Genomic DNA, 19462 nt, shown 5'->3' on the forward strand with positions numbered 1-19462 from the left:
CGTACAAAGCCTTGAGAGACATCCGCTTTTTTGAGTTGCTGGCGCTTAGCATAAAACGTTGAGGGATTGAGCTCATTGAGCTTACAAAATGCAAGCGTTGACAATGAACTCGATTCAGATTGCTCGATAAGCATTTGCCATTCTTGATTGGTGTGTCGTTTTCCCATTTTAAATCTCCTCATGGTTGGAGACTTGATCTTATTATTCGTGATAGGTGATTAGAATGCGGGGTTTATGGAGCGCTTACACTGGACAGCAGAACATAGAATCGCGATGTATCCATATCGTTTTTGCAGTCAGTTTGGTGGAAGTACTTTGGTGAGTGGGAAAACACTGTCTGAGCAACATGGAGAGATGTTTTTAAGGCACCTGAAAGAAAATGACCTATTGTTAGCTGAGTTTCAAAACAAGCAAATTAAATTCATTGTGAAGAGTTAACTCTCTAGCAGGTACACGCTATCGGCTCACAACTCAACTACCAGGCTAGCTTCATAGAGATACAATCTAAGCAATGAAAATCCAAAATATTAAAATTAACACGTTAGCCTGCGATTCTTAGTAACCATCTTAGTAACCAAGTGCAAACTCAATAATATAAAAATAATTAATCAATAAATTAAACAGTAAATTCAACTTACGCCAGAAAATGAATTGAGAGGTTCACGTTCCGTTTTGCGAGAGGCTACCGGGGAGATTCCGGTGGTCTACTCACCTTACCGCGATTCCCTTGATAAAGATGCTCGATATCAAGGGAATCCTTGTAACCATTGATGCAATGGTCTGTCAAAACAAGATTGCCAAAGCCACTGTAGAGCAAGGTGATGAAAAACTAGGCACTCATGCGGTAGCACTGAGAGTAATCCCCCTTTAACTGGCACAGTTATACAACCTCAGGGAATTGAACAACGTTACAATCGCCACTTACAATAGCATCTAATTCATTAGCCCAGCGCTGTAACCACTCTCGACATTCAGCTTCATAGCGATGCAAATTATATGTTCCTTCAATACCTTTAACACTATGACCTAATACTGCCTCAGCAACTCCCGTAGGACACCCCATACGTGCTAATTCAGTTCGTACAGTTCGCCGTAGATCGTGAGGAGTCCAAAGCGGGATATCAATCATTAACCCGTCTTTGCGCATTCGCCATGTGTACTGACTTAGTTGCTTTTGAACAACGTGGGAACGCCCTTTTGACGAAGAGAAAACATAGATAGACTGAGGGTATGATTTTACCTCTCGCCATTTACGCAACCACTGTACAGCTTGATAAGGCAGTTGAACATAACGAGAATTACCATTTTTTGTTTCTGTTAAATAAATGGTGTTCTTATCAAAATCAATTTGCTTCCACTCTAAGGCGCAAATCTCCCCGGTACGACAGCCTGTCCATAGTGTAATTTGGAGAATACCTCTTATGTTTTTAGAAAAACTCGAATCCGGCAGCCATTTGATAAATCTAAATAACTCAGAATGGTCTAACACTCTCTTGCCTTTATTATTAGTCAGCTTAACCTTACTCTTCTTAAACTTATTAATAGCCAACAGCGCTGGATTGACAAAGTTTTCAGGGAGATAATCCATACCAAGTGCATACTCATAGGCACTGGATAGTTCTCGTAACACAGAGCCTGCTTGTACTGGCGCACCTCTATCAATGATACCTTGAATTAAATGTGTGATATCACTTTTACCGATTTCCATAACCGATCTGTCCCCAAGAGTATTGACAATATCAACATACAAGGTTCGTCTAACTTCTTTTTGTCCTTTTGCCTTACGAGCTCCTGCGATCACTCCACCAGAAGAAGTAAATCTGTCTTGAATATAATTTTCTAAATAATGGTCGATAACATCTTTGAGGGTAATGCTATTAACACGTTCAGCCTTTACTAGCTTACGCCGTTCTTGTTCTTGTCTTTCTAAGTCAGCCTTTGGACATATCCCTCGCTCTCTTATGGCCTTCATTTCTCGAAGTTTAATGCGAGCTTGCTCAAGAGACATATCAGGGAAAGTACCTAGCTTAATTTGTACAAGCTTACCATCTGACTCTGGGCTTCTATAACGATAGGTAAACGTCTTCCTACCTGTCTTTCCACAGGCTATTCTTAACCCTCGGTTTTCTCCAGTATCTGACAAAACACCTTTCTTCACAGTTAGCGCCTCAAGTGTCTTATTCGTTATAGATTTGATATTCTTCTTCTCAGCCATTTATCGGGGTCCCTTATCGCAATATTGTGCGGTGATTGTATTATCTAGTATAGGAAATAAAAAACTACACTTTTACCTACACTAATGATCGCGCTGTAGTGAAATCCTTTGATACTTAGTGGGACTTACTGAAGATCCCAAAAGTTCGCAAACTATTGATTTAAGTTAATTTAATGAAAAAAGAAACCACTAAAAACAAAGACATAAAAGCAGCAAATACACCTATGATGCAGCAGTACCTAAAACTAAAAGCAGAAAATCCAGAAATTTTGCTGTTCTACCGCATGGGAGATTTCTACGAGCTTTTCTACGATGACGCTAAGAAAGCCTCTCAACTCCTCGATATTTCACTAACTAAGCGTGGCTCCTCAAACGGTGAGCCTATCCCTATGGCGGGCGTTCCATACCATGCCGTGGAAGGTTATCTTGCGAAGTTAGTGCAGTTGGGCGAATCCGTAGCAATTTGTGAGCAGATTGGTAATCCAGCAACTTCAAAGGGCCCGGTTGATCGCGCTGTCGTAAGAATTGTGACACCAGGGACCGTAACGGATGAAGCATTGCTTTCTGAGCGTGTTGATAACCTTATAGCCTCCATTTACCACCACAATGGTAAATTTGGCTACGCGACGCTTGATATTACTTCTGGTCGATTCCAACTTTGTGAGCCGGAAACCGAAGAAGCGATGGCGGCAGAGCTACAAAGAACGTCACCACGTGAGCTGCTATTCCCTGAAGATTTCGAACCAGTAAATTTGATGGCTAGTCGTAATGGCAATCGCCGCCGCCCTGTATGGGAATTTGAATTAGATACAGCGAAGCAGCAACTGAATCAACAATTTGGTACTCGTGACTTAGTTGGCTTTGGCGTTGAAAGCGCAAAACTTGGTTTATGCGCTGCGGGCTGTCTAATCCAATACGTTAAAGATACGCAACGAACTGCTCTTCCGCACATCCGTTCACTGACAATGGATAAACAAGATCATTCCGTGATCCTTGATGCGGCTACTCGCCGTAATTTGGAGATCACCCAAAATCTTAGTGGCGGCACCGATAACACCCTATCTGAAGTGCTTGACCACACCGCGACGGCTATGGGTAGCCGTATGCTTAAGCGTTGGCTACATCAACCCATGCGTAATATTTCAGCTCTTGACCAACGCTTAGATGCGATTGGTGAAATGAAAGATCTTGCTCTATTTACAGAGTTACAACCAACGCTGAAACAGATCGGTGATATCGAACGTATTCTTGCTCGTCTTGCCCTTCGCTCTGCACGTCCACGTGATATGGCACGACTTCGCCAAGCGATGGAATACCTACCAGAGCTTGCTGAAACGCTAACGCAACTTAAACACCCATATCTAACTCAGCTTGCTCAGTATGCTTCGCCTGTGGATGAAGTATCTGAACTGCTTGAGCGTGCGATCAAAGAGAACCCACCCGTGGTTATCCGCGATGGTGGTGTGATAGCAGAAGGCTATAACGCCGAGCTAGATGAATGGCGCGACCTTGCTGCAGGTGCAACTGAGTTTCTGGATAAGCTTGAGCAAGAAGAGCGTGAACGTCACGGTATCGACACGCTAAAAGTTGGCTACAACAACGTCCACGGTTTCTTCATTCAGGTAAGCCGCGGACAAAGCCATCTTGTGCCACCACACTATGTTCGCCGCCAAACGCTGAAAAATGCAGAACGTTACATTATTCCTGAGCTGAAAGAGCACGAAGACAAAGTTCTCAGCTCTAAATCGAAAGCCCTAGCTATCGAGAAGAAATTGTGGGAAGAGTTGTTTGATTTGTTATTGCCTTATTTAGAGCGACTGCAAAACATTGCATCTTCAGTGTCTCAGCTTGATGTTCTACAGAACTTAGCTGAACGTGCAGACACCCTTGATTACTGTCGTCCAACAATGACAGAGCCTGCTGGTGTACAAATTCAGGCGGGTCGTCACCCCGTTGTTGAACAAGTGATGGACGAGCCCTTTATTGCTAACCCTATCGACCTCAACGATCAACGTAAGATGCTGATCATCACTGGCCCAAACATGGGTGGTAAGTCGACCTACATGCGTCAGACCGCACTCATTGCGCTGATGGCTCATATCGGTTGTTATGTTCCAGCAGAAAGCGCGACGATTGGTTCTATCGACCGTATCTTTACGCGTATTGGCGCATCGGATGATTTAGCTTCGGGTCGTTCAACCTTCATGGTTGAGATGACAGAGACCGCGAATATCCTGCACAACGCAACACCAAACAGCCTTGTGCTAATGGACGAAATCGGTCGTGGTACCAGTACTTACGATGGTTTGTCATTAGCTTGGGCAAGTGCGGAGTGGCTAGCTAATCAAATCAATGCGATGACACTATTTGCAACGCACTACTTTGAGCTAACTGAGCTACCAAACCAAATCCCAACCTTAGCGAACGTACACTTGGATGCGGTTGAACATGGCGACAGCATCGCCTTTATGCACGCAGTTCAAGAAGGTGCAGCAAGTAAATCTTACGGCCTTGCGGTTGCTGGATTGGCTGGTGTACCTAAAGCGGTAATCAAAAATGCACGCGCGAAGCTGACTCAGTTAGAGGCATTGAGTATCGACTCTCCGACATCAAAACCAAGCGGCGTTGATATCGCTAACCAACTGAGCCTGATACCTGAACCGAGTGAAGTAGAACAAGCACTAGCGAATGTTGACCCAGATGATTTAACTCCTCGCCAAGCGTTAGAAGAACTCTATCGTTTGAAGAAGCTGCTTTAGTCTCTTTCCAAGTAGCTTGTTATTGTCGCTTGCTATTGTCGTTTTGTACTGTCGCTTAAGTCAGCAGCATAAGATACAAAAGCCATAAACAAAAAAACGCTGACTTAAAGTCAGCGTTTTTATTTGTCTTCTATTCAAAGAAACATCATCAGTTCATTTAGTCGTTTTCTACATTGAACAGATTTTCCATATTCAGACCTTGCTTGATAAGAATCTCACGTAGACGGCGAAGACCTTCAACTTGGATTTGACGAACACGTTCGCGAGTCAGGCTAATTTCACGGCCTACTTCTTCTAGTGTTGACGGTTCGTAACCAAGTAGTCCAAAGCGACGTGCAAGCACCTCTTTCTGCTTAGGATTCAGTTCATCAAGCCAGAAAATCAATGAGTTCTTGATATCGCTATCTTGAGTTGAAACCTCAGGATCTGAATTGTTGATGTCTGGAATAATATCCAACAGTGCTTTCTCACCGTCACCACCAATTGGCGTATCAACAGAGCTCACTCTTTCGTTTAGACGAAGCATCTTACTCACATCACCAACAGGCTTATCTAGCTTAGAAGCAATTTCTTCCGCCGTTGGTTCATGATCAAGTTTTTGTGATAGCTCTCTTGCGGTACGCAGATAGATGTTCAGCTCTTTCACAACATGGATTGGCAAACGGATAGTGCGAGTCTGATTCATTAACGCACGTTCAATGGTTTGACGAATCCACCATGTCGCGTAAGTTGAGAAGCGGAAACCACGTTCTGGGTCAAATTTCTCTACGGCGCGAATCAAACCTAGGTTGCCTTCTTCAATAAGATCAAGAAGTGCAAGACCACGGTTACTATAACGACGTGAAATTTTTACCACTAAACGCAGGTTACTTTCGATCATGCGTTTACGTGCTGCTTCATCACCGCGTAGAGCTCGACGTGCATAAAGCACTTCTTCTTCAGCGGTTAGTAGTGGTGAGAAACCGATTTCGCCTAAATAAAGCTGAGTAGCATCTAAACTTTTAGACGTAACTTCAACTTCTTCTTTCGCTTCGGTTTTCTTTTTGACTGTTCGTTTTGCTTTTCCAAGAGCTTCCGGTTCCGTGGTTGCTTGGTTAAGATCGAACTCTTCTTTGGTTACTGCATTGCTTATACTCATAACGCCTCCCCCTGGCGAAATTAGCATGACATCACAACTTGATATGTCGCTAAATGACTATGTCACTCCATACAATACGTAATTTTTGCATATTGTATTTAAGGTAAATATCGTTTTGGATTAACCGATTTACCTTGGTAACGAATCTCAAAGTGCAGCCTAACACTGCTGGCTCCAGAGCTTCCCATAGTTGCAATCTTCTGCCCTGGTTTCACACTTTGCCCTTCAGATACTAATAGTCGGTCGTTATGCGCGTATGCACTTAAGTAATTATCATTGTGCTTCACAATCACTAGATTGCCGTAGCCTCGTAGTGCATTACCCGAATAAACAACCGTTCCCCCTGCAGTAGATACTATTGGCTGACCTCGCTGTCCTGCTATGTCGATGCCTTTATTTCCTTGTTCGCCTACAGAGAAATTCTTGATTACTCTCCCTTTAGTTGGCCATAACCATTTGGATACTTTATCACTTGTTGGTTTGGTGGACGGTGTAACATTCTGTTTACCTTTAGAACCAACATACTCCTTTGATTTGGATTGTTCAACCTTCTTTGGTGGATCTTTTTTCACCACTTTGGTGGTAGTTTGAGCTGGAGCAGGTTTAGAATTTTTACTCTTCTGTGGCGTAGTTTTCGGTTTACTTGCTGTCGATGACGTAGTGGATGCCGCGACAGGCGCAGCAACGGCTGCAACCGCTACTGTTGATTTACCATACGCTGGCGCATTGTAACTCGGGCGCCACAACTTAAGCTTCTGCCCCGGGTGGATAGTGTAAGGAGCAGCGAGTTTGTTATAACCGATGAGGTCTTTAACGTCTTTATTGGTGACATAAGCAATGAAGTAAAGGGTGTCGCCTTTTTTTACTTCATAGTAACTGCCGCGATAACTACCACGATCAATCGATGAGTAATTCTTGTTTAGGCTTGAAACGGGCGCAGGTGAATTCGCCGCACACCCAACAAGTGCACAACTAAGCAATAAAGTACTTCCTTTTAACAACTTCGAACGCATCGACTCTCTATCCACCTACACCATTAGTCTTTTATTAAGCTAGCTCACCAGGGACGAGAGGTACAAATCTCACCATCTCGATAACACTCGATAAAAACTCGTCACCATGGCGAACAATCTTCAACAATTGCTGTTCGTCATCACCAACAGGAATCAATAAGCGACCACCATCTTTCAGCTGTTGCAAAAGCGCTTGAGGAATCGACTCTGCGGCAGCAGTTACGATAATCGCATCAAAAGGGGCTTTCGAAGACCACCCTTGCCAGCCATCACCATGCTTAGTTGAAATATTGTAGAAATCGAGCTGTTTAAGACGACGCTTGGCATCCCATTGCAATGATTTAATTCTTTCAACCGAATACACATGATCAACCAGTTGAGCCAAGACCGCCGTTTGATAACCTGAGCCGGTTCCAATTTCTAAAACACGGCTATCTTGCTGTAATTCTAGCAACTCTGTCATCTTAGCAACAATGTACGGCTGAGAAATCGTCTGGCCTTGTCCGATAGGAAGCGCATTATTATCATAAGCTTGATGATACATCGCCTGCGATAAAAAGCTCTCTCTCGGCAGTTGATAAATAGCATCAAGAACCTTTTGATCCTGAATGCCATTTTCAATCAGAAAAGTAATTAAGCGCTCTGCATGCGGATTACTCACTTACTTCTCCTCTAACCATGTTGTCATCGCACCCAACGACTCGTGCGCAGTCAGGTCAACTTGTAATGGTGTTACCGATACAAAGCCATGCTCGATAGCGTAAAAATCCGTGCCTTCACCGGCATCTTGCTCTTTTCCCGGAGGACCAAGCCAGTAGATATCATGACCTCGTGGGTCTTTTTGCTTAATCATATCTTCAGCATGATGACGAGCACCTAAGCGTGTCACCTGAGTACCAGACAACTGCTCTAACGCTAAATCAGGGATATTGACGTTTAACAGGCGATTGGTTGGGATTGGGCTTGCTAAATGTTGTTCGACGATACGACGAGCAATGACCGCCGCTGTCTTAAAATGTTTTTTACCCACCAGAGAAAACGCCACCGATTGAACGCCTAAAAAGTGCCCTTCCATTGCGGCTGCCACTGTACCTGAATAAAGCACATCGTCACCCAAGTTAGCACCATGATTAATACCCGTTAATACCAGATCAGGCATATCATTCTTTAGCAGTTCATTTAACGCAAAATGTACGCAGTCGGTCGGTGTTCCTTGTACCGAATATGTATTTTCGGTAATTTCTTGAACACGTAAAGGCTGTTCTAAAGTTAATGAATTTGAAGCGCCCGAGCGATTACGGTCAGGTGCAACAATGATAATTTCAGCAAGATCACGTAATTCATTGGCCAGCTCATGAATACCTTGAGCGTGCACACCATCATCGTTGCTGAGTAAAATCTTCATCTTGTATCCTTTCTTTTGTTCCAATGCCAAGTCACTTAATTTCCGATATCAAGTGACTTCGCTCCAAGCAGAATCGTTATTGCTCGTAGCTTCTCTCTACGTGAACTTCTTCAACCAATTCACGAACAATAGCGGTTGCGAAACAACCTGCATCGAGAGAGAACTTAAGAGTGACATTGTCTTCGTTCACTTCCCACGCTAAACCCATCGGCTTCAGCGAAGCTTCGCGGCGATCATGGCGCATACGGTTGCCACAAATAAGAGCCATTAGATCCGGTTCAGCATCAAGGTGCTTCTGCTCTAAAGCTTGAGAGGCATCCGTCGTCGGTAACGCATTATCTCCTGCTAAAGCAACAGTAATAAACGCAGAGCCGTTCGCGATGTCTTGGTTTACCGCTTCGATGTTATCCGCTGTTACCGCTAATTGAGCGCCGTCTTTCACGACAATATCGCCAACCAATGCCGACGCAAACGCATCTTGCTCAATACGGTCGGAAAGAATTAAGTTGTAAATCCAAGAACGAGCCGCAGAAAGATACAAGCTGCGCTTATTCTGATTACGCGTACGAACGTTTTCACGCCCCCAACGACGAGCTTCAGATAAGTTGTTACCTTCATTACCAAAGCGCTGAGCACCGAAGTAATTTGGCACGCCCACTTGAGCGACTTTTTCTAAGCGCTTTACCACATCATCACAATCCGTTACTTCAGACAAAGTCAGCTCAAATTGGTTGCCAACTAAATCGCCTGGACGTAACTTTTTGTTGTGACGTGCTGTCGCCAAGATCTCAATGCTTGGGTATTGTGCGAGAAAAGCAGAAAAGTCAGGCTCACCCTTTGGTAAGTGCACGCTTAACCACTGCTCAGTCACAGCATGACGGTCTTTCAAACCAGCCCAGCTAACATCTTTCGACTTAACACCACACGCTTTAGCCAGTTCGTTTGCTACGAAGCTCGTGTTCTCACCAGTTTTACGAATACGCACCATTAAGTGCTCGCCTTCACCAGTAAACTCAAAACCCAAGTCTTCATTAACGACAAAGTGTTCGGCTTTTGCTTTTAGTTTTGCTTTCGCAGTTGGTTTACCGTTTAGGTAAGCCAATGAAGATAAAATATCTGACATGCTGTTCTTTTCGTGTTGGTGCTTACGCACTTTTAGTAATTAGGACCACCGCTTCACATGCGATGCCCTCTTTGCGACCTGTAAAACCTAAACGCTCGGTAGTCGTGGCTTTTACATTCACATTGCTAATGCTTGTTTCTAAATCTTGAGCAATGGCTTGGCACATAGAGTCTATATGAGGAGCCATCTTTGGAGCTTGCGCCATGATAGTAATATCCGCATTACCAATCACATAACCTTGCTCTTTTACTCGACGGTAAACATCTTTAAGCAATTCGCGGCTATCTGCGCCTTTCCACTCATCATCCGTATCAGGGAAATGACGACCAATATCACCAGCTGCAATTGAACCCAGTAAAGCATCGCATAATGCGTGCAGGGCAACATCACCGTCTGAGTGTGCGATAAGACCCTGTTCATAAGGGACACTCACGCCACCAATAATTACCGGGCCTTCACCACCAAATTTGTGTACATCAAAGCCATGGCCAATACGAATCATCATTATTCCTTATTCTGACTTAAATAGAACTCAGCCAAAGCCAAATCTTCAGGCTGAGTAATCTTAAAATTATCTGAACGCCCAGCAATCAGTGCTGGTGATAAACCTTTCCACTCAAACGCAGACGCTTCATCGGTAATTGAAACACCTTGTTGCAAGACTTCACTCAAGACTTTCCGTAAAGGCTTAGATCGGAACATCTGAGGGGTAAGCGCATGCCAGAGATCGACGCGATCGACCGTGTGTTCAATTTGTCCTTGAGCACCACGCTTCATTGTATCGCGGACCGGCGCAGCTAAAATCGCGCCGACATCATGGGTCATAGCCCCAGAGATCAGTTTGTCGATATCGCTCAATTGGATACAAGGCCTAGCGGCATCATGCACCATCACCCAATCACTGAGTTGCTGTTGGGTAATATAGTCCAGAGCAGAAAGCACTGAATCGGCTCTTTCCGTTCCGCCGGAAACTCTGATCACCTGTGGATTAAGGTTAAGCGGTAATTCAGGGTAGTAAGGGTCATCGTCGCTGACCGCTACCACAATTTTAGACACTTGAGGGTGAGACAACAGTTTCTCAACCGTGTGCTCTAAAATCGTTTTACCGTGAATTTGAAGATATTGCTTGGGACGGTCTGCCTTCATTCGGCTGCCGACGCCCGCAGCGGGGACCACTGCAATAACGCTTTGAAGTTGGTTCGACATTAATGAGATTCCTCACCAATAATACGATAAAACGTTTCGCCTTCTTTCACCATTCCCAGCTCATGACGTGCGCGCTCTTCTATCGCGTCTAAGCCTTGGCGTAGATCGTCGATTTCCGCAAACATCTCAGCATTGCGAAGATGAAGCTTTTCATTTACTTGCTGCTGAACTTGGATTTCGTTGTTCACACCGTAGTAATCAGAAATACCATTTTTACCGAGCCACAGTGTGTGTTGTAGCCAGCCAAACACTATGAGCAGTACTAAAGCAAAAATTCGCATAACACCTTTCGCCGGTTGAAAAAGAAGGAACTAGAATAAGGCACATATATACCATAATGCGCTTATTGGTGCGAGATATGTGGTGTCAGGGAATCAATAAGTCGGGGAATTATTGGACAGAATAGTGAGTGGTAACAATGAAGCTCCCTACTCCTTTCTTTGTCAGTCTAGGGAATGAGGAATTTGAGGCAAAAAAATGCCCCGCATAAGCGAGGCATTTAAAGTTTAGATTAACAATTCCGTTGGTTTAAAACCAAGAGTGAATTATTGACCTTTAACTTCTTTAAGACCGTTGAAAGGAGCTTTAGAACCTAGAGCTTCTTCGATACGGATAAGTTGGTTGTACTTAGCAACACGGTCAGAACGGCTCATAGAACCAGTTTTGATTTGGCCTGCAGCTGTACCTACCGCTAGATCAGCGATAGTTGCATCTTCAGTTTCGCCAGAACGGTGAGAGATTACTGCAGTGTAGCCAGCGTCTTTAGCCATCTTGATAGCAGCTAGAGTCTCTGTTAGAGAACCGATTTGGTTGAACTTGATAAGGATAGAGTTAGCTACGCCTTTCTCGATACCTTCAGCAAGAATCTTAGTGTTTGTAACGAACAGATCGTCACCAACGATTTGAAGCTTGTCGCCTAGAAGTTCAGTTTGGTGCTTGAAGCCATCCCAATCTGACTCGTCAAGACCGTCTTCGATAGAAACGATTGGGAAGTTGTTAGCTAGTTCAGCTAGGTAGTGGTTGAACTCTTCAGAAGTGAAAGTTTTACCTTCGCCCTTCATGTTGTAGATGCCAGCTTCTTTGTCGAAGAACTCAGATGCTGCACAGTCCATAGCAAGAGTAACGTCTTTACCTAGTTCGTAACCAGCAGCTGCAACAGCTTCTGCGATAACTTCTAGAGCTTCAGCGTTAGATTTAAGGTTAGGAGCGAAACCACCTTCATCACCAACTGCAGTGCTGTAGCCTTTAGACTTAAGAACTTTAGCTAGGTTGTGGAATACTTCAGCGCCGATACGCAGACCTTCTTTAAGAGTTTTAGCGCCAACTGGTTGGATCATGAACTCTTGGATGTCAACGTTGTTATCAGCGTGCTCGCCACCGTTGATGATGTTCATCATTGGTAGAGGCATAGAGAACTGACCAGCAGTACCGTTTAGCTCAGCAATGTGCTCGTATAGAGGCATGCCTTTAGCAGCAGCCGCCGCTTTTGCGTTAGCTAGAGAAACAGCAAGGATAGCGTTAGCGCCAAACTTAGACTTGTTCTCAGTACCGTCTAGATCAAGCATAACTTGGTCAACGTCAGCTTGTGCTTTAGCATCTTTACCAACTAGAGCGTCAGCGATTGGGCCGTTTACAGCTTCAATTGCTTTAAGAACACCTTTACCTAGGAAACGTGATTTGTCGCCGTCACGTAGCTCAAGAGCTTCGCGAGAACCAGTAGATGCGCCAGATGGAGCAGCAGCCATACCTACGAAACCGCCTTCTAGGTGTACTTCAGCTTCTACAGTTGGGTTACCACGTGAATCGATGATTTCACGACCTAGAACTTTAACGATCTTAGACATTGAATGTTTCCTTCTCGTTGAATATATAAATGTCAAATTTAAAGGTAGCAGCACAACTTACGCAGCTACCTGGATTCCTTTTTACTTTTCTAATTCGCCGCGCTGGAATTCACCAGCCGCTTTAACGAAACCTGCAAACAATGGGTGACCATCGCGAGGTGTTGAAGTGAACTCTGGGTGGAACTGAGCAGCAACGAACCATGGGTGGTTCGGGTTCTCAATAACTTCAACCAGTTTCTTGTCCGCAGATAGACCCGATACTTTTAGGCCCGCTTTTTCGATTTGTGGACGAAGATTGTTGTTCACTTCGTAACGGTGACGGTGACGTTCATGGATCGTCGCGCTACCGTATAATTCGTAAGCTTTCGTCCCTTTCGCTAGGTGACAAAGCTGTGAACCAAGACGCATTGTGCCGCCTAGGTCAGATTTTTCAGTACGCTCTTCAACTTTACCTTCGCCGTCAATCCACTCAGTGATTAGGCCAACAACAGGGTATTTAGTTTCTTTGCAGAATTCAGAAGAGTGTGCCCCTTCCATTTTCGCAACGTTACGAGCGTACTCAATAAGAGCAACTTGCATACCTAGACAGATACCTAAGTAAGGTACTTTGTTTTCACGAGCGTATTGTGCAGCAAGGATCTTACCTTCAACACCACGATCGCCAAAGCCACCAGGAACTAGGATTGCATCTAGGCCTTGTAGAACTTCAGTGCCTTTAGACTCAACATCTTGTGAATCTACATATTTAATTGTGACACTTAGGCGATTTTTCAAGCCTGCGTGTTTCAGCGCTTCATTTACTGATTTGTATGCGTCAGGCAGTTCAATGTACTTACCAACCATACCAATCGTCACTTCACCCGTTGGGTTAGCTTCTTCGTAAATTACTTGTTCCCACTCAGACAGATCAGCTTCTGGTGCATTGATACCGAAACGCGTACATACAAGATCGTCAATGCCTTGAGCACGGATTAATTGTGGGATCTTGTAGATTGAATCTACGTCTTTCATAGAGATAACGGCTTTTTCTTGTACATTACAGAAAAGAGCAATTTTCTTACGTTCGTTTGCTGGGATAACACGATCTGAACGACAAACTAGGATGTCAGGTTGAATACCGATAGACAGTAGCTCTTTTACAGAGTGTTGCGTTGGCTTAGTTTTCACTTCACCCGCAGCTGCTAGGTATGGCACTAGAGTAAGGTGCATGAACATTGCGCGTTCACGGCCTAGTTCTACTGCTAGCTGACGAATCGCTTCCATGAATGGTAGAGATTCGATATCACCTACAGTACCACCAACTTCAACAAGCGCGATATCGTGGCCTTTAGCACCAGAGATTACGCGTTCTTTGATAGAGTTAGTAATGTGAGGAATAACCTGGATTGTTGCACCTAGGTAGTCACCACGACGTTCATTACGTAGAACGTCAGCATAAACACGACCTGCTGTGAAGTTGTTACGCTTAGTCATCTTGGTGCGAATGAATCGCTCATAGTGACCAAGGTCAAGGTCAGTTTCAGCGCCATCTTCCGTAACGAACACTTCACCGTGCTGAGTCGGGCTCATAGTGCCTGGATCAACGTTGATGTAAGGGTCAAGCTTCATCATAGTCACTTTAAGACCACGAGCTTCTAAAATAGCCGCAAGAGATGCTGCTGCAATACCTTTACCTAGAGAGGATACAACCCCGCCAGTAACAAAAATGTAATTTGTCGTCATGTTTAACCTGAAATTGGTTGAATGAGGGAAATGGATTACTTCTGGACGGGATGAAAATATACCAGAAGCCCCTTATCGCCACAACGTGAAATCTATCACACTGCAATTTTTTATTTTTTGCTTCAAATCAATTCATGATAAAAGCTTTGATGATCTTTTCTCCGCCACTTTGACTTCATCCCACATGGAATCAAGCTGTTGTAGAGAAAAGTCGGTCAAAATTTTATCTTGCTGACGAACTTTTTGTTCCACACCTTTAAAGCGGCGTGAAAATTTCAGATTGGCTTTATTGAGAGCCGTTTCTGGATTTTTACCCAAATGTCGCACTAAATTAACGGTAGCAAACAACAAATCACCCAGTTCTTCTTCAACTAAATCTTCGTTTGGCGTTACTTGAAGTGCTTCTTCTAGCACCTCATCAACTTCCTCTAAAACCTTATCAGCGACCGGGCCGATAGAGTCCCAATCAAAGCCAAATTTCGCAACTTGCTTTTGAATCTTTGTAGCACGCGAAAGTGCAGGTAGAGAGTTTGGTATTGAGTCTAGAATACTTTCCTGAGTTTTTCCTGCCTGTGCTTTTTCTTTGGCTTTTTCAGCTTCCCAGTTCGCATTAATTTCTTCATCACTGGCAAATTCCGTATCAGAAAACACATGTGGATGACGGCGCGTCAGCTTCTCATTGATACCGTCGACCACATCAGAGAACTCAAACAAGCCCTGCTCTTTCGCCAGTTGGCTGTAGAAGATCACCTGAAACAGCAGGTCGCCCAACTCTTCTTGTAGATTCGGCCAATCTTTGTTGTGAATCGCGTCCACCACCTCATACGTCTCTTCGATAGTATGCGGCACAATTGTTTCAAAATTTTGTTTCAAATCCCAAGGACAGCCACCTTCAGGATCGCGCAGCTTAGCCATAATCTGTTCAAGTTGTTCAATCGGGTGATTCATCGTTTTCTTCCTATTCACTGTCTTTGATTTTTAAATTTATAACGTCTTCTAAAACTAAAAAAGGTGAGTAGCCAAAACCACTCACCTTTGTTGATACTGTCTAATTCTCTAAATTACGCATCTTTCACTAAGCAGTTGTTACTTTAACAAGGCAACAAGCTTTCGCGATTCCTGAGCATAGCTCGCCTATGTGATGGAACAAGAAAGCGCAGTTAACGCAGTAAAAGTGACTAATGCAACGTGAAAGTTAGCCGAGGCGTTTTACACTCATGACATCTTTGATTTGCTCTACTCGACTTGTCACACGACTCAATATTTCAATATTGGTCACTTCCAAATCAAAATCCATCACCGACAGTTGACGTTTATAGTCAATACGGCTCTTCATTGTCGTCACACTGACTTTTTCATTCAAGAACAGGGATGTTATGTCTTTCAACAAGCCTGTGCGCTCTAGGGCCTCTACACGCAGTGTTAAGATATACGAGCCGACAAAACCATCGCCCCACACAGTATCGATGATACGTTCGGGTGCATGTAGGTTAAGTTCACTTAACTGTTCGCAATCGCTACGGTGCACTGAAATACCGCGACCTTGAGTTATGTAACCTTTGATCACATCGCCTGGGATTGGCTGGCAACAACGAGCTAAGTGCGTCATTAGGTTATCGACACCTTCAACGACGACGGCATCCTTTTTCGGACGACTCTGATGAGCGGGCTTATTGTCAGACTCAAGCAACTTTTCGAGCGCTTTTTTATCTTCTTCTTCCGCTGTCGGCTTGTTGACCAAAGCATTGATGTGATTAACGACTTGGTTGATACGCATATCGCCGCTACCAATACCCGCATATAGTTCATCTGGAGTATTGACGTTGAATCGTTTCAGCGCGTATTGCTCGGCATCTTTCAGCGTCGCTCCGACTCTGCCTAGCTCGACTTCTAGAATATCTCGTCCGGCTTCAAGGTTTTTCTCACGACTCTGAGCACGGAACCAGGCGTTAATTTTTGCACGAGCTCGACTCGAGTGAACAAAGCCTGTGGTCGGGTTTAACCAATCACGTGATGGGTTCGGTTCTTTTTGAGTAATGATCTCAACTTGATCGCCCATCGCCAGCTTATGAGTAAACGGGACGATTCGACCTGCTACTTTGGCACCGATACAACGGTGTCCAACCATCGAGTGGATGTGGTAAGCAAAATCCAGCGGTGTTGCACCCATTGGTAAATCGACCACATCACCACGAGGTGTAAAGGCATAAACACGGTCATCAAAGACTTGGCTACGCACTTCATCCAGCATTTCACCAGAATCCGACATCTCTTCTTGCCAGTCGATAAGCTTACGAAGCCAGGTGATTTTCTCATCGTAGCCACTGCGTACGCCGCTTGAAGCACCTTCTTTGTACTTCCAGTGCGCAGCAACGCCCAATTCAGAGTCTTCATGCATCTGCTTGGTACGGATCTGAATTTCAATGGTCTTGCCTTCAGGGCCAAGAACTACGGTATGAATCGATTGATAACCATTCGGTTTAGGGTTCGCCACATAATCATCAAATTCACTTGGGAGGTGTTTATATTTGGTGTGAACCACACCTAAACCGGCATAACAGTCTTGCAGTTGGTCTGCGATAATACGCACCGCACGCACATCAAAAAGCTCATCAAACTCTAAGCCTTTTTTCTGCATTTTACGCCAAATACTGTAGATGTGTTTTGGTCGACCGCTGACTTCAGCATTGATGCTTGAGCGGTTCATTTCTGACGTTAAATCGTCAACAAAGTCAGTGATGTATTGTTCGCGCACGATACGGCGCTCAGACAGCTGTTTAGCAATCTGCTTATAGATATCTGGTTGTTGGTAGCGGAAAGCGTAGTCTTCAATTTCCCACTTTAGCTGACCAATACCTAAACGGTTTGCTAGAGGAGCATAAATGTTGGCACACTCTTTTGCTGCCGCACGGCGCACAGCATCAGGGGCCTTTTTAACTTCGATTAGGTTGCAAATTCGCTCTGCTAGTTTGATGACGACGCAGCGGAAGTCATCCACCATCGCAAGCAGCATTCGTCGAACATTATCGACTTGACCCGAGGCAGCACTGCCTTCAAGGGTGACGTTTAGCTGGCCCAAAGCCGCCATTTCTTCCACGCCATCAATCAGCTTTACGGTTTCCTTTCCGTAACTTTCTTCAAACGCTTCACGCTCAAAAACACCGCTTGATACGACAGGGAAGAGTTGCGCTGCCACTAAAGTTGCGCGATCCATAGACAAGGTGACCAAGATCTCGATCATCTCGCGCCCACGCCAAAGCAAAAGCTCGCCTTGCTCGTGATCTTTTAATAGCTCTTCACAGTGACGATAAACTTTGGTCAGTTTATTCGAGGTTTTTGCGTCTTGATTCAATGACGCAATCCAATTATCTAGCTCAAACTGTTCGCTTGGGTTTAAATGTGCGCTTCGTACCGCAACCATCATGCCTTCCTAGTTATTATGTTTTATACCCAACTCAATATGACTAACTGATTCCAAGTTAGTTCGACTCATATTGATATCAGCGCAGGCTTCCCTGCACCTTTGTGATTCATTTTTAAGCCTTGTTTAAGGGCCTCTAAGCCTTGATAAAGAGAGCCATCGATTCTAGATGACTGGTGTGTGGGAACATGTCCAACATACCAAGCTTGGCTAGTTGATAGCCTTGTTTTTCTAAGCTCTCTGAATCTCTAGCTAGAGTAGCAGGATTACACGAAACATAAACCACACGCTTCGCACCTAACCCTGAAATTTGATCAACGATCCCACTCGCTCCAGCACGTGCTGGATCAAGTAAGATTTTATCAAACCTTTCTTTTGCCCAAGGCTGTGAAGACAGCTCTTCTTCAAGGTTCGCTTGGTAGAATTCTGTATTACTCAATTGATTCAAAGTCGCGTTAGACGTGGCCTGCTGAACCATTTCATCGACACCTTCGACACCCACTACAAACGCAGATTGTTGTGCAATAGGCAAACTGAAGTTCCCTAAGCCACAAAACAGGTCGAGCACTCGCTCATCGGCTTGAGGCTCTAGCCACTCAATCGCTTGAGCAACCATTTGCTGGTTCACTTTCTGGTTTACTTGGATAAAGTGGTTTGGCTCAAAAGGTAAAGTCACGCCTGTTTCGCTATAAGCTGGCGCATCACCGACTAAACGAACGAGCTTGTCCGTTTCAGGCATAGTATACAACGTGGCACTTTCCGCTTTAGCGAGTGCAATCAATGCTTGCTCATCTTTCTCAACCAAAGGCTTAAGGTGACGCAGCACCATCACCGGGCCAGTATCGCCCAACACCAATTCAACGTGTCCTAAAGACGTAAGGTTGCTGAAAGTATTGAGTAAACTTTTCAGTTTTGGCAGCAATACATTAAGGCGAGGATCCAGCACGGCACAATCGGTGATGTTTTCAATCTGCTTACTTTGTTTCTTACGGAAACCGAACTGAAGCTGCTGTGTCTTCTTATCAACAAACAGGCTGATACGCGCGCGACGTCGATAACCGGTTTCATCACCCACAATCGGCTCAACAACTTCGGTGTTAGCCGTTTGGTATTGGCTCATCAGGTGCGTCAAAGATTGCGATTTATGCTCAACCTGAGAAGCGTAACCAAGATGTTGAAGGTGACAGCCACCACACTGATTAAAGTGCTTACAGAATGGCTTTAAACGCAGCTCACTCGGTTGAAGTAATTTGATGAGTTTTGCTCGCGAAAACTTACTTTTGCTCTCAGTAAGTTGAATAACCACCTGCTCACCAGGCAATGCGCCATCAATGAAAACAGGTTTATTCTTCTGATAAGCGATGCCAGCGCCATTGTGATCCATTCGTTCAACCAAAACCGATTGATGCTTGGTCTCGAGTTGAGTTTTCTTTTTTGGTTGGAAAAAACGTGCCATTGCTTGTGCCTAATGTATCTTTTAATAAGTAATTGGTATCCAGGACTCACTATTATGTCTTGGAATCATTGTCGAACGTCACGGCTTTGATTAAGCTTACCGTTCACTTAACCGCCATTGTGTGCGTTATTTTCCCATATCCAGACCTCGATGTAATTAA

The 19462-nt window shown here is 44.5% G+C and carries 16 protein-coding genes and 1 pseudogene; 2 read left to right on the top strand and 15 right to left on the bottom strand.

The genetic code is table 11. From position 1 onward, the window contains the following. The coding region (gene tnpA / locus H5300_RS27850) for an IS66 family insertion sequence element accessory protein TnpA (RefSeq protein ID WP_405055134.1) at nt 1–167 on the bottom strand (167 nt) is incomplete at its 3' end. A gap of 536 nt (nt 168–703) precedes the next feature. Between tnpA and H5300_RS28460 the strand changes: the two are divergent. Then, nucleotides 704–832: pseudogene (locus H5300_RS28460) on the top strand (ISAs1 family transposase); the annotation flags it as partial. Nucleotides 833–880: 48 nt separating this feature from the next. Here H5300_RS28460 and H5300_RS06010 read toward each other — a convergent pair. Further along, on the bottom strand, nt 881–2215 hold the full coding sequence (locus tag H5300_RS06010) for a site-specific integrase (protein WP_182795640.1): 1335 nt from the start codon (nt 2213–2215) through the stop codon (nt 881–883). A gap of 173 nt (nt 2216–2388) precedes the next feature. Here H5300_RS06010 and mutS point away from each other — a divergent pair, with 173 nt between their 5' ends. Next, nucleotides 2389–4974, top strand: coding sequence for a DNA mismatch repair protein MutS (mutS, locus tag H5300_RS06015; protein WP_220503448.1), 2586 nt, complete (start codon nt 2389–2391; stop codon nt 4972–4974). Between the two features lie 157 nt (nt 4975–5131). Here mutS and rpoS read toward each other — a convergent pair whose 3' ends face one another. The 13 genes from rpoS to rlmD all read right to left on the bottom strand — a co-directional run bounded on the left by rpoS (nt 5132) and on the right by rlmD (nt 19302). Then, nucleotides 5132–6112: an RNA polymerase sigma factor RpoS gene (rpoS, locus tag H5300_RS06020; protein WP_004735404.1), complete on the bottom strand. Its 981-nt coding sequence runs from the start codon at nt 6110–6112 to the stop codon at nt 5132–5134. Between the two features lie 98 nt (nt 6113–6210). Beyond that, a complete protein-coding gene (gene nlpD / locus H5300_RS06025) occupies nt 6211–7125 on the bottom strand; it encodes a murein hydrolase activator NlpD (RefSeq protein WP_121602944.1) in 915 nt (304 codons plus the stop codon). A 34-nt stretch (nt 7126–7159) separates the two neighbouring features. Continuing rightward, entirely contained in the window at nt 7160–7786 is a 627-nt protein-coding gene (locus tag H5300_RS06030) for a protein-L-isoaspartate(D-aspartate) O-methyltransferase (RefSeq protein WP_004735402.1), read from the bottom strand. Continuing rightward, nucleotides 7787–8530 carry a 5'/3'-nucleotidase SurE gene (gene surE / locus H5300_RS06035; RefSeq protein ID WP_182795641.1) on the bottom strand — a complete coding sequence of 248 codons (744 nt, stop codon included), beginning with the start codon at nt 8528–8530 and terminating at the stop codon, nt 7787–7789. It abuts the gene before it with no gap. Nucleotides 8531–8606: 76 nt separating this feature from the next. Next, entirely contained in the window at nt 8607–9653 is a 1047-nt protein-coding gene (gene truD / locus H5300_RS06040; protein WP_029405000.1) for a tRNA pseudouridine(13) synthase TruD, read from the bottom strand. Between the two features lie 22 nt (nt 9654–9675). Then, nucleotides 9676–10155: a 2-C-methyl-D-erythritol 2,4-cyclodiphosphate synthase gene (gene ispF / locus H5300_RS06045; RefSeq protein ID WP_004735397.1), complete on the bottom strand. Its 480-nt coding sequence runs from the start codon at nt 10153–10155 to the stop codon at nt 9676–9678. A 2-nt stretch (nt 10156–10157) separates the two neighbouring features. Next, the gene (gene ispD, locus H5300_RS06050; RefSeq protein ID WP_054541877.1) at nt 10158–10859 is read right to left on the bottom strand and encodes a 2-C-methyl-D-erythritol 4-phosphate cytidylyltransferase; all 702 of its coding nucleotides are present in this window, start codon (nt 10857–10859) and stop codon (nt 10158–10160) included. After that, a complete protein-coding gene (ftsB, locus tag H5300_RS06055; protein WP_004735394.1) occupies nt 10859–11140 on the bottom strand; it encodes a cell division protein FtsB in 282 nt (93 codons plus the stop codon). The genes ispD and ftsB overlap by 1 nt, the downstream gene beginning before the upstream one ends. Before the next feature lie 264 nt (nt 11141–11404). Continuing rightward, nucleotides 11405–12703 carry a phosphopyruvate hydratase gene (eno, locus tag H5300_RS06060; protein ID WP_004735393.1) on the bottom strand — a complete coding sequence of 433 codons (1299 nt, stop codon included), beginning with the start codon at nt 12701–12703 and terminating at the stop codon, nt 11405–11407. Nucleotides 12704–12784: 81 nt separating this feature from the next. Continuing rightward, entirely contained in the window at nt 12785–14425 is a 1641-nt protein-coding gene (locus H5300_RS06065) for a CTP synthase (protein WP_004735392.1), read from the bottom strand. A 132-nt stretch (nt 14426–14557) separates the two neighbouring features. Then, a complete protein-coding gene (gene mazG, locus H5300_RS06070; RefSeq protein ID WP_004735391.1) occupies nt 14558–15373 on the bottom strand; it encodes a nucleoside triphosphate pyrophosphohydrolase in 816 nt (271 codons plus the stop codon). A 247-nt stretch (nt 15374–15620) separates the two neighbouring features. Beyond that, nucleotides 15621–17846 carry a GTP diphosphokinase gene (relA, locus tag H5300_RS06075; protein WP_004735390.1) on the bottom strand — a complete coding sequence of 742 codons (2226 nt, stop codon included), beginning with the start codon at nt 17844–17846 and terminating at the stop codon, nt 15621–15623. 136 nt (nt 17847–17982) lie between these two features. Further along, on the bottom strand, nt 17983–19302 hold the full coding sequence (rlmD, locus tag H5300_RS06080; protein ID WP_017087211.1) for a 23S rRNA (uracil(1939)-C(5))-methyltransferase RlmD: 1320 nt from the start codon (nt 19300–19302) through the stop codon (nt 17983–17985). Nucleotides 19303–19462: the final 160 nt, after the last annotated feature.

The organism is Vibrio sp. SG41-7 (assembly GCF_014164465.1).
In the GTDB taxonomy this organism is placed as follows: Bacteria; Pseudomonadota; Gammaproteobacteria; order Enterobacterales; family Vibrionaceae; genus Vibrio; species Vibrio splendidus.